11 protein-coding genes are annotated in these 12,269 nt (G+C 49.2%); 4 read left to right on the forward strand and 7 right to left on the reverse strand.

Features of this window, described 5'->3' with window-relative positions:
• Positions 1 to 24 precede the first annotated feature (24 nt).
• The 5 genes from P8H26_RS11645 to P8H26_RS11665 form a co-directional block, all read right to left on the reverse strand.
• A complete protein-coding gene (locus P8H26_RS11645) occupies positions 25 to 1,968 on the reverse strand; it encodes a cation-translocating P-type ATPase (RefSeq protein ID WP_289633186.1) in 1,944 nt (647 codons plus the stop codon).
• A gap of 619 nt (positions 1,969 to 2,587) precedes the next feature.
• Positions 2,588 to 2,878, reverse strand: coding sequence for a DUF6074 family protein (locus P8H26_RS11650; RefSeq protein ID WP_289633187.1), 291 nt, complete (start codon positions 2,876 to 2,878; stop codon positions 2,588 to 2,590).
• A gap of 80 nt (positions 2,879 to 2,958) precedes the next feature.
• On the reverse strand, positions 2,959 to 3,498 hold the full coding sequence (locus P8H26_RS11655) for a hypothetical protein (RefSeq protein WP_289633188.1): 540 nt from the start codon (positions 3,496 to 3,498) through the stop codon (positions 2,959 to 2,961).
• 112 nt (positions 3,499 to 3,610) lie between these two features.
• The gene (locus P8H26_RS11660) at positions 3,611 to 3,997 is read right to left on the reverse strand and encodes a hypothetical protein (protein WP_289633189.1); all 387 of its coding nucleotides are present in this window, start codon (positions 3,995 to 3,997) and stop codon (positions 3,611 to 3,613) included.
• Positions 3,994 to 4,224: a hypothetical protein gene (locus P8H26_RS11665; protein WP_289633190.1), complete on the reverse strand. Its 231-nt coding sequence runs from the start codon at positions 4,222 to 4,224 to the stop codon at positions 3,994 to 3,996. The genes P8H26_RS11660 and P8H26_RS11665 overlap by 4 nt, the downstream gene beginning before the upstream one ends.
• Before the next feature lie 128 nt (positions 4,225 to 4,352).
• Between P8H26_RS11665 and P8H26_RS11670 the strand changes: the two genes are divergently transcribed.
• A complete protein-coding gene (locus P8H26_RS11670; RefSeq protein WP_289633191.1) occupies positions 4,353 to 4,790 on the forward strand; it encodes an Arc family DNA-binding protein in 438 nt (145 codons plus the stop codon).
• A gap of 132 nt (positions 4,791 to 4,922) precedes the next feature.
• Here the strand turns inward: P8H26_RS11670 and P8H26_RS11675 are convergent, their stop codons facing one another.
• A complete protein-coding gene (locus P8H26_RS11675; protein WP_289633192.1) occupies positions 4,923 to 6,167 on the reverse strand; it encodes a site-specific integrase in 1,245 nt (414 codons plus the stop codon).
• A gap of 510 nt (positions 6,168 to 6,677) precedes the next feature.
• Entirely contained in the window at positions 6,678 to 7,076 is a 399-nt protein-coding gene (locus P8H26_RS11680; protein WP_289633193.1) for a DUF6683 family protein, read from the reverse strand.
• 293 nt (positions 7,077 to 7,369) lie between these two features.
• Between P8H26_RS11680 and P8H26_RS11685 the strand changes: the two genes are divergently transcribed.
• The 3 genes from P8H26_RS11685 to nosZ all read left to right on the forward strand — a co-directional run bounded on the left by P8H26_RS11685 (position 7,370) and on the right by nosZ (position 12,264).
• Positions 7,370 to 7,687 carry a hypothetical protein gene (locus P8H26_RS11685; protein WP_289633194.1) on the forward strand — a complete coding sequence of 106 codons (318 nt, stop codon included), beginning with the start codon at positions 7,370 to 7,372 and terminating at the stop codon, positions 7,685 to 7,687.
• 345 nt (positions 7,688 to 8,032) lie between these two features.
• Positions 8,033 to 10,321 carry a regulatory protein NosR gene (locus P8H26_RS11690; RefSeq protein WP_289633265.1) on the forward strand — a complete coding sequence of 763 codons (2,289 nt, stop codon included), beginning with the start codon at positions 8,033 to 8,035 and terminating at the stop codon, positions 10,319 to 10,321.
• Between the two features lie 23 nt (positions 10,322 to 10,344).
• Entirely contained in the window at positions 10,345 to 12,264 is a 1,920-nt protein-coding gene (nosZ, locus tag P8H26_RS11695; RefSeq protein WP_289633195.1) for a TAT-dependent nitrous-oxide reductase, read from the forward strand.
• Positions 12,265 to 12,269 lie beyond the last annotated feature (5 nt).

Consider the following 12,269-nt stretch of genomic DNA (forward strand, 5'->3'; position numbering starts at 1 on the left):
CACTGTCCTAAACAATCTACGCAGCTATTTAGTACGAGTATTATCTTTCAGAAGATTTTGATCGGCAAAGACGCTTGACGTACTTCTAATTGGGTCGCTTAAGAGTCTCAACCCGTTGAGAACCACAAGAACCGTGCCCCCCTCGTGGCCAAGTACCGCCAAAGGCAAAGGTAATTCAAAAAAAGCTGCGCCCACAACCAAAACACACATCATACAAATCGCAAAAATAAGATTTTGACGAATTATTGATACGGTTCGTCTGGCAAGACGATGGGCTGCCGCTAATCTTTCCATATTCTCTGAAAGCAGAGCGACATCAGCAGCCTGTAAAGCAACTTCAGATCCTACCGCCCCCATGGCAATGCCGACATCGGCGCGCGCTAGTGCCGCTGCATCATTCACACCATCACCAACAAATGCAACTTTCCCACCATTAGCCATTTCTGCAACCAGCCTCACCTTATCCTCTGGCAACATCTCGGCATGAATCTCATCCGGTTTGAATCCAAGCAGCTTGCCAATACGCAGCGCGACTGCCGGTCTATCGCCTGTCATCATTGCGATGGTCTTAACCCCGTTATCTCGCAAAGCGACAAGTGCTCCAGCTGAAGTTTCACGTACTTTGTCGGCGATGCTGATCGCACCTAAAATGAGCGCCCCACGCCCAAGATAAACAACTGTCTCTGCTCCGTCCTGTAAGTTTTTAAAACGCTCATCATCCAGAAGAGCACCCATATTATGGGCCATTCGACGATTACCTGCCCAAATGGGGCCGTCCATATCACGTCCAACAATGCCAGCACTTGGAATTGTTTTCACATCATAAACATCGTGTAGTTTTACCTCTCGACGGAGCACTTCGCGCCTAAGGGCGTCGGCAATATGATGCTCGGAATTGGCTTCAATACTAGCTAGCGCGGATAAAAAACTCATCTCATCATCAGCTAGAGGAACAACTCCAGTTACTTCTGCACGCCCGGTTGTCAACGTTCCAGTCTTGTCGAAAGCAAAAATATTAACTGCTGCAAGTGTCTCAAGCGCTGCCCCACCTTTAAACAATACGCCTCCCCGTGCAGCTGATGATAGAGCGGACAAAATTGCTGCTGGCACAGAAATGACTATCGCACACGGGCTCGCGGCTACAAGCAAAGTTGCTGCAAAGTATAATGCAGCTTCCCAGTCATGCCCAAACCAATAGAAAATGCCAAGAGCAATCAGCGAGACCATTAGAACGGCAACTGTATAACGTTGCCCAAACCAAACACTGAACCGTTCTGAAGGAGCTTTCGCTGCCTGAGCTTGTGTGACTAGCTCAATCATGCGTGCCACAGTACTTTGTTCAACAGTTTTAGTAATCCTAATCTCAAGTACGCCATCAAGATTGACCGTTGCCTCAAAAACTTTAGCACCAGTTTCTTTGCGCACAGGCATAGATTCACCCGTAATCGTAGACTCGTCCAGCGCTCCACTTCCGCTTGCAATTGTTCCGTCAGAGGGTATTCGTGCGCCAGGCCGAACGATAACAATATCTCCAACACGAAGAGTTGCTGCCTGCACTTCTTTGATCGAACTATCTGCTAGTTTAAGTAAAGCGATTTCAGGCCGTAACGCCATCAATGCTTCAATGGAGCGGCGCGCTCGCCCCATTGCACGCTCTTCCAAGGTCGTGGACAAACTAAACAGCGTCAACAAAATAGCACCTTCGACAAACGCACCAACAATCGCCGCAGCAATAGCTGCAACTATCATTAACAAATCGATGTCGAGTACGCGCTCATGCACCAACTCACTCAACGCCCGCCATCCGGCGGGAACACCGCCAGCAAGATATACCAGTACCACACCGAAACTAGTTAATGCGAAAGCCAATGCACCACTGAATAGCCATGTCCCAAGCAAAGCCAACGAAAGCCCCAACACAGTTGCAGAAGAAAGAGCAACTGATGGATTACTTAAAAATCGACACATTAATACATTGCTCCAGTTCGCTAATTAACTAAGGATGTTCAAACAGCTGTGCCAATATTCCTATCATAACTAAAGTCGCCGCAAGGCGTTTTGGAGCCAACTCCATAGAAGTTATCCCGGCTGCGACTATGATCACACCATACAGTGCAATCGCGGCGTCACTGAGCATAGTAAAAAATTCAACAAGGTTAGTTGTTTGCCATAAAGTCGTATGAAACACAGCCATCGTCCGTGAACGGGACTTATTATGCAGAATATTTTTTATTGCATTGATTGCAAGTATAATAAAAACGAAACCGGTTACTGGAAAAAATGCCGATAGGACCTTTTCAGGTCAAAACCTCTCTATGCCTGGCAAGAGACTTCAAATTTAATAGTTATTTCAGAATGTGCGTAATGTTTTTTATCATTCGGGGCAGTCATTAATTCCTGCCTGCGCCATGATAACGGGCGGATATTACGGCGTAGATTGTGATCAATCTGTGGTGAAGTTTCAACGTTGATTAAACCGCGGAAAACTCTCATCCTAAATACTGTAATTACAAATTTTATAAGGATTGGTGAGTTTTACTCTAATTAATCTAAGCTGTCATTTCTAAGGCAATGAAACTGATAAATATTATGCCACCCCTCCACCACATAATGCTGCAATGCTATTCAACTCTTGCTGGACAGCACGCGAAAAGCCTGAAAGCTGTTCATGCTGCTGCTCGGCCGTCAGACCAATTCGGATGAGGTGTTTGCGGTTAGCGGCGATGACTTGCTTCCAGTACAAATCTGCATCCTCACCTTGTTTTTTGAAAAGCAGATAGGCAGTACGCCGGACCTTGCCAATTCTGGCATCGAGGGGAAATACTAATACCTTGGGCTCTGGCTGCCAGTCCAAAAGAGGAAGTTTAGAGCGAGACATGCAGAAGCCTCCCAAGACCACCATACATGGTAACTAATACTGTACGCTCCAAGCATACGATGAGAGCATGAAATTCAGCATTATGGTGTGCCATAAGCATACGCTCCGGCGTTAATGGTACGCTCTAAGCGTACCTTGTTTTCGAAATGGTGTGCTGTGGGCGTACCATTGGTATGCTCTAAGCGTACCGCTGTTTTTTCTGTCGGCGGCTGCCAAGACATAAATTCCTTGGAGCCTCCGGACAAAACTTTCACCGGCACATCACGAGGCAATTCAGTCAGCTCCCATCGCGTTGCCCTTCCATTGCCACTACCAGTACGAGAAACTTTCCAATCAAACGCTCCTTTAACAGTAGCTTTGATTAACCCTTTTTCTTGAAGTCCAGTAAAAGCTGTGCTGATCGGGCGATTGCTGCATTGTAATAATTCCTGCGCCTCTCGATGCGACATTGAAATATCACCATTATTCTTGCCGTTATATCGTCGCTTAATCTCAATATAGAGGGCCTTTTCATAGACTGTCGCATACTGCCATGCGGCTGACTTCATGAACCACTCATACATTTGGAAATAACGCCCCTCAGATGTGCTGCGGCCTTTGTTGTTATGCTTTCTGGTCATACCGCCTTCTTTCTGGCCTGCGCTGCCGCAAGGCACTTGTCGGCCTGCTTTTCGTGCCAAGTAGCCATAATCAGGTGAACGCGTCCCATCAGGATTAGAACCAAACGCATGCTCAATTCCCCCTGTTCTGATCGAGAGCAAGGCTCCATGTATCAAGCGTGGATCCGATAAATCGCTGCAAGTGTGATGCGGCGAAGATCATGTTCGATACATCGCTTTCGCTGATGAAATAATATTCACGGTGACCAGTGACGGCCGAGTGATCTTTGTCAAAAATATCATGGAGCAACCTGCCGAGGATTGAAGCCATATTCTTTGAATCGTTGATCGGCTCCTCGAGATCAAATAGCGCTGTTTGCGATTGCCGGCCGCCTGTTGCAGACTGGCCGGTATTGGTGTTATTAGTTCCCATGTTCTTCATTCCTGCTACGGTTTGGTTTGAACTCTGGCTCGGTTTTGAGGTTGCCGCCTCTGCCGAGCCTTTTGTTTTTCGGCTCATGCCAAGCTTCGTTCCGCTGTCGAACTGACAGGCTTTGACAGCCGAGCCTCTGCCCACACGTCTAAATCATCGACATGATACAAAGGTGTCCGGCCGGAATATTGCATGGCGGGACCTCCACCGACGGTGGCCATCTTGTTGAGCGTTTTAAACGCAATAGGGATGCCGAATTTGCTCATCAAGTATGCAGGAACTTCTTTGCGGCGAAGGCGTGGACGATCATTCATAATTTATTAAATCCTATTGAGGTAAGCATGATGGCACAAATGCCATCACTGGAATATCCAGCAATAGAATGCTTTAGTCAAGCACATAGTGGCATTGATGCCATCCGTAATGTGGAGCAAAACAGTTTATGATTAAAAAACAAGCCGCTAAAGATCAGGAGAAATTTGTTGTTCGCCTCCCAGAAGGCATGAGAGATCGAATAAAGGTCAAAGCTGATCGCGCTGGCATGTCCATGAATGAGGCAATCGTATGGTGCCTTGATCAGTATTTCCCAGAACCTAAATCCCTTGAAGCTAAAATTAACGAGCTAGTTGAAATGGTCGCCCTCCTGAAAGGGGATGATACCAATAAGGCCGTAGGCGATCTAACAGCGGAAATACATAACACACTAAATGATCTTGGTGGCAAAGGCGTGACGGCACCTGTAGACTTTAAAAAAGCGGTAAATGAGCGCTTCATGCAATGGAAGGAATGGGAAGCTGAGAATTGGAGCTCAGAACATCAAAACCCATTTGACGATAGCCTTTATCCGGATGATGACCCGTTTGATCTGGACAAAAAATAACCGGCTCTGATTTAAGCCGGTCGGGGGGCCGCCCCAAGGTTGGCACCTTCAAGGGTATTACACCCGCGCAGATCAACTTACGAATTCCGGACGATGATGCAAACCATACAAATTTGTCCAGTTTACACGTCCTCAATTTGTGGGCGTACCCATTTGTCGTTCAATTTCCTCAGCAATTTTATCCGCTGCCGCAATAAGCACACTATCCAGCCGGTGAGTATATCGGCTTGTGATGCCACTGCCAGAGTGACCAAGCATTGCCCCAATGGTGCTATCTGAGAAGCCCAAATCAGCTCCGACACTGGCAAACGAGTGGCGAAGCACATGTGGGGTTACATCATAGAAACCAGCAGATTTAAAGATACCGCGGTAATAGCGTTTAATACCAGCATAGGCGCGATCTTCGAGCCGATCTGATGGAAAGACAAACTTATAGTTGGAAGTCCTAGACAGGCTTTTAAGAAGCTTCGCAGCGGGTACACCGAGTGGGCGAACAGATTTACCGGTCTTGCTATCTTCGAGCGTCAGGAGACTATTTGTCAGATCAACCTCTGACCATTTCAGGTTTTCTATTTCACCGATCCGGCAGCCGGTTAATGCAGCCAGCCGCAATGCAGCCGCACCTTGCCACGCCTTAGCCTCAGCATCACGCAATGCCCGTCCGAATGCTGCATATTCTTCTGGTCGCAAGCGCCGCTCTCTCCTACCGATAACGGGCTTCTTTACGCCATAGGTCGGATTGCTCTCTATAGCGCCCTCAGACACCGCGTAGGAGAGAATTGCTCCCAGAGTGGCCGCTGTACGTGTAGCAATACCAGCACCGCCAGAAATGCGAATACGGCCTCTTAATTTACCCGATGGCGCGATGTCCTTCGCCGTCTTGCCTGCCGTTACATCACGAATGAATTTTACGATATCTGCACGGGTCAGGTCGATAACAAGTTTCTTGCCAAGTAATGGAATGATATGCGCATCAACCGCACTTTTATCTGTAGCGACTGTGCTCAGCTTCTTTGGCCGACCACCGCGACCGATAATCAACCCTTTGCTGGCCGCAGTGATATAATCATTACATAGCTCTGCAACGGCCAGGGATTTTCTGCGGGTTTTACGCTCAAGAATAGGATCATCACCTCGGATCGTATCGCCCAGCGTTGTGATAGCAATCTTGCGAGCTTCATCTGCTGTAATGGCGCCGTGACGACCGATTGTCATTCTGCGCCGCGCACCATCAGCAGTTCTGTAATCAACGATATAAGACTTAGAGCCTGCCGGATTAATCGCTACACCAAAGCCTTTGAGATCAGAACACCAGACAGTATATTGCTTTTCTTTTGGTTCAGATTTATCGACAGCTGTTTTTGTAAGCTTAGGCATAGCACGACCCCAACACTCATGGATTACTCACCAAATGCTCACCACAAACTGGAATACATTGGAAGCCTTGCGAAAATGAAAAACAACGCAGCACCACATTAAGTCATTGTTTTTGAATAAAAAAGAAAACTGAAATAAATATATGGAAACTTTAGAAAGTCATAAGCAGGTACATTGACATTGTAGGGGTCACAGGTTCAATCCCTGTTACGCCCACCATCCGAATCCCCTCTCTTATCTGAAGAATAAGCAACTGAAAACATCAACGAATAATGTTGTTCGGTGGATTATAATTTTTTATAAATTCTGACTTTAGTGCGAAAGCGCCCGTCAAGCCACTTCACAAAACACCTCTTCTCCCAATAATGCCCACACTGATCTCTGATTTGCATATCATTCAAAATGATAGCGCTTAATGAAATCCCGCTTTTGTTACTCTAATTTGACGGAGATTAAGGCTCATTTCATTTTGAAACCGTGTGACCGCAGCATCACTCAAACGGCGGATAATCATCTTATCTCCGCGTTTAATGACATCAACATAAGCCGCTTGCTGAAGCAAGAAATGCAACATGAATTTTCCGCAGGTTGCTGCCGCTCGCTATTGCTGAGACGTACAAACCTGACATCACTCCCCAGAGCCTGCTGCACTTGCTTCCAAATGACCAGAACTTCTGCACGGCTGTTCTCACGGCCATTGGCCTTCATCCAGTTCAGAGTCCAATAGGCCGCCAAAGCATCAGCCACATCACCGGAACGCAGCCCGCCGGCCTTTACAATATCAGCCCAATTGGCGGCAGGATCCTTACGCTGTAACAACTCGTGCACTTGCTGCGAGGCTTGCTTCCCGACGTTTGTGCTACGTAAGCTATGATGTGCCAAGAATGAGCCTTCAACTGCATTAAACATATGCAGCATCTATTATTGACTGTATTTAAATTAATGAGTGTATTTAAATTAATGAGTGTAATTTTCCCGTCCAAATACGCTGATGTTTAACGTCATATTCAATAAGGCAGTCTCACTTATCCTGTGAGTTGAACCACTATCATGACCCTACGCAAAGCACTGGTAATTAAGATCACTCTTGCAGTTGCATTATTGCAAGGCACCACGACTTTGCAGCAAATAAAGGGCTGGATACTTTCATCGACGCTACAGCTGAAATTAATGCAGCAAAACTCGATGCGCTGGCACTATCGGTGGAGACTGATCTGCCGGATACTGCCAATCATTTACAAACCAGTCTTGGAGGCCGCAAAGCATTACAGCGCTATACATTAGCCATGCTGACATATGGTCAGGCAGAGCGCTTGGTACGACAATGGGCAGCGCTCATCGCGGACACTGACAGATTGGGCAAGGCAGAAAATAAAGATGGCAGTGTTTGGTATCCTCATGCAATCATGCCGGTTTTTTCGCAGGCGGCAATAGGCAGCCCTCAGCCACTCCCCGCAAACTATTCTGACCTTCAGTTCATGAGCGGGTTGAACACCACCTGCATCCGGTCAAGGCATTGAGGACTGGTTTGCGTAGGCGCTTCCTCCCGTATCAAAACCAACTCGCTCCGCTTTTGATCCGGCTTTGTGCGCCGGTTCTGTTCGTTAAATAATTTTATCTGTACGCGAGAGCCGTCTGCACACTCGTTAGCATCAAGTGCTTCAATATTTGCATCAGCAAAAACATATATAATATCAATTCATAATCAGTTTGTTCTGACGCAAAGACGCGTCCGGCCACTTCGTTAAAGTCCACAGTCATGAACCGCCAACAGTACTTCTGTTGCGGAAGCAGGCTTGCAGTGGATATTTAACATGAACCGCATTCATAACCGTCAGGCACACCCGTTCAGCAGGCTGATCCGGATGCTCTGTATTTTGATCTGTGGTTTGTTCATCATCCATGCACCTGCCCATGCAGCACAACTGGATAAATATCTGCCTGCGCTAAAAGTGCAGGACGTCTTTCAGGAGGCGACCCGCATCGGCACCCCGCAAGGTGAGCCGCCGATTGCGCCGGTTTTTAAAGATCAGGATCTGCTGGGCTATGTTTATCTGAACTCGGACTTCACCAGTTCGGTCGGTTATTCCGGTAAACCTATCCATATCATCGTCGGTATTGATGTTAACGGCATTATCCGTGGCATTAAGCTGGTGGATCACAAGGAGCCGATTGTTCTGATCGGTATCCCCGAAGCTAAAGTCGTCGCTGCGCTCAACTCGCTCATCAATAGTAATTTCAGCGATGTTGCCGCAGGAACTGTCAAGCCGCCACAGGTGGAGATTGTCAGCGGTGCAACCGTTACAGTTTTGGTGATGGGTGACAGCGTGGTGCGCTCTGCTGTCGGGCTGATCCGTAGCGGCCGTATCGGCAACCAGCCTTCTTCTGCGCAAGCTATCGTGCCGCAGGAAATACGTAGTGTTGATCTGTCCAAAAAAGAAATCCGCGACTGGCAGGAACTGACCGGTGACGGCTCTGTGCGCAGTCTGAAACTCAGCGTTGGTGAGGTAACGCAAGCCTTCGCAGATGCAAAGCATCAGGAAGCTGCAAACAAACCTGAAACATCTGACCCGAATGATCAGTTTATCGAGCTCTATGTCGCGCCGGTTTCCGTGCCGTCTATCGGCCTCAGCCTGCTGGGTCAGGCCGGTTACGAGCAGATGCAGAAACACCTGAAACCCGGACAGCAGGCCGTGCTGGTTGCCGGTGACGGTGCCTATTCCTTCAAAGGATCGGGCTATGTGCGCGGCGGGATTTTTGACCGTATCGAACTGTTGCAGGACGGTCAGGGCATCCGCTTTCGCGACAAAAATCATACACGCATCGGTGAGATCGCTGCGGATGGTGCGCCGAAGCTGCGGGAAATCGCGCTGTTCACAGTGCCGGATGGCTTCACATTTGACGTCACAAAGCCGTGGGATCTGCAATTGCTGGTTCAGCGTGGTTTTGGTGCCCGTGACAAGGCCAGCATCTTCTATGAAATAGGTTACAACCTTCCCGATCAATATGTGACGGTCAGCAAACCCTCTGCCGCTCCTGAAGCTGCAACCAAAGCGCAGCCTGCAAAAGAAGCTGCCGCCGGCAATGACGGACCACACAAAAGCACTCCGGTCGGAGAAGGTACAATTCCGGACTTTTTCGGCGAGGACAATCCGCTCTGGATTAAAATGTGGCAGATGAACACGATCAATATTGTGATCACTGCTCTCGCTATTCTCGTGCTGGTTACAATCTTCTTCTTCCAGAACCACCTCGTCAAACGCCCGCGCTTTTTCGCATGGGTCAGACGTGGCTACCTGCTGTTCATCCTCGTATGGCTGGGTTTCTATACCAATACGCAATTGTCGGTCGTCAATGTTCTGACCTTCACCAACTCGCTTATTACCGGCTTTAACTGGGAGTTTTTCCTCACTTCCCCGCTCACATTCCTGTTGTGGGGTTCCGTTGCCGCCGGCCTGTTATTCTGGGGTCGCGGCCCGTTCTGCGGCTGGCTCTGCCCTTTCGGTGCCTTGCAGGAACTGACCAATACAATCGCAAGATGGTTCAAGGTTCCGCAAATCACACTGCCGTGGGGTCTGCATGAACGCCTGTGGCCGATCAAATACATCATCTTCCTCGGCTTGTTCGGTCTGTCCCTTTATTCTGTCGCTCTGGCTGAAATCTTTGCCGAGGTTGAGCCGTTCAAAACCGCGATCATTCTGAAATTTGCACGGGAATGGCCATTCGTCATCTATGCGCTGACTCTTCTGACTGCCGGATTATTCATCGAGCGTTTCTACTGCCGGTATCTGTGCCCGCTTGGCGCAGCGCTTGCGATCCCTGGCCGCATCCGCATGTTCGAATGGCTGAAACGCTGGCCGGATTGCGGCTCGCCATGTCAGCGTTGTGCAGTCGAATGTCCGGTGCAATCCATCCATCCGGAAGGCCAGATCAATGTCAATGAATGCATCTACTGCATGCATTGTCAGGAGCTTTACCACGACGACCAGCGCTGCCCGCATATGATTCAGGTGCGCGTCAAACGTGAGAAATTCGCCGCCCGCAACGCGCCTTACACACCACCGGCAGAGCGTGGCAGCAGCCAGTCAAAAACCGTCATCACCCATAACGGAAAGCCTGTCACCGGTGCGCCTGCACCGGATGCGGCATCCTGAAACTTTCAACTGGAGACAAAGCAATGTCTGAGCAAGAAAATAAAACCCGCATGAGCAGACGGCAATTACTCGGCACCTCCGCTTTTGTGGCGGCTGCCGGTGCCAGCGGCATGGGCGGCGCGCTCGTTATGGCCGGAGCGCCAAAACAGGCAATGGCAGCATCTGCTGCATCCGGTTCAAGCGCCGAAGTTAAACCGGGCGAACTGGATGAATATTACACATTCTTTTCCAGCGGTCAGAGCGGTGAAGTGCGCATTGTCGGCCTGCCATCCATGCGTGAGCTGATGCGTATTCCGGTGTTCAACCGCGACAGTGCCACAGGCTGGGGACAGACCAATGAAAGTCTGAAAATTCTCCGTGACGGCATGCTGCCTGAAGATCGCGAATTCATGAAAGACCGCGGCGGCGTTTTCGACAATGGTGACCTTCACCACCCGCATCTTTCCTTTACTGACGGTACTTATGACGGCCGCTATCTCTATGCCAATGACAAGGCCAATACCCGCGTCTGCCGTATCCGCCTTGATGTGATGAAATGCGACAAGATCATTCAGCTGCCGAACCAGCACACGGTTCACGGCCTGCGCGTGCAGAAATATCCGAAAACCGGCTATGTGTTCTGTAACGGTGAAGACCGTGTGCCGATCCCGAATGACGGCACCAACCTGACCGACACCAAAAACTATCATGCGATTTTTACCGCTGTTGACGGTGAGAGCATGAAAGTCGCATGGCAGGTGATGATTGACGGCAATCTGGACAATGTCGACTGCGACTATCAGGGCAAATATGCTTTCGCGACCTGCTATAATTCGGAAGAAGGCACAACGCTTGCCGAAATGATGGAAAGCGAGCAGGACTGGATTGTTATCTTCAACCTTAAGCGGATTGAAGAAGCTGTTGCCAAAGGTGAATTTAAAGAAATGGGCGGCGTTCCGGTGATTGACGGTCGCAAAGGCTCCAAATTCACCCGCTACATTCCGGTACCAAACAGCCCGCATGGTATGAATACTGCGCCGGACGGCATTCACATTGTTGCCAATGGTAAATTGTCGCCGACTGTCACCGTCTTCGACGTGCGCAAATTTGATGATCTGTTTGATGACAAGATCAATCCGCGTGATGCTGTTGTGGCTGAACCGGAACTCGGTCTCGGACCTTTGCACACCGCCTATGACGGCAAAGGCAACGCCTATACAACATTGTTCATCGACAGTCAGGTCTGCAAGTGGAACATCGAAGACGCCAAACGCGCCTATAAAGGCGAAAAAGTGGATCCGATCCGCCAGAAACTGGATGTGCAGTATCAGCCGGGCCACAACCACACATCGATGGGGCAAACCAAAGAGGCTGATGGCAAATGGCTGATATCCCTCAATAAATTCTCCAAAGACCGCTATCTCAATGTGGGCCCTCTTAAGCCGGAAAATGATCAGCTTATTGATATTTCCGGAGATAAAATGGTGGTTGTTCATGACGGACCGAGTTTTGCCGAACCCCATGACGCAACAATCGTGCATCGCTCCAAGATCAATCCGGTCAATTTCTGGAGCCGTGAGGATCCGTTCTTTGCCGATGCTGTTGCTCAGGCAAAGGCCGATGGTGTCGATCTGATGGAAGCCTCAGAAGTCATTCGCGACGGCAATAAAGTGCGCGTCTATATGACTTCGGCTGCCCCTGCTTTCAGCCTTGAGGAATTCACCGTCAAACAGGGTGATGAAGTCACTGTCTACGTCACCAATATTGATGAAATCGAAGACCTGACGCACGGTTTCTCGATCATCAATTACGGCATCAACATGGAAGTGGCACCGCAGGCTACCGCCTCGGTCACCTTCATCGCCAACAAGCCGGGCGTATGGTGGTATTATTGCTCATGGTTCTGCCATGCCATGCATATGGAAATGAAAGGCCGTATGCTTGTCGAGCCGAAAGGCGCGTAAGTGGT

The sequence above is a fragment of the Pseudochrobactrum sp. sp1633 genome (genome assembly GCF_030376605.1).
GTDB lineage: Bacteria > Pseudomonadota > Alphaproteobacteria > Rhizobiales > Rhizobiaceae > Pseudochrobactrum.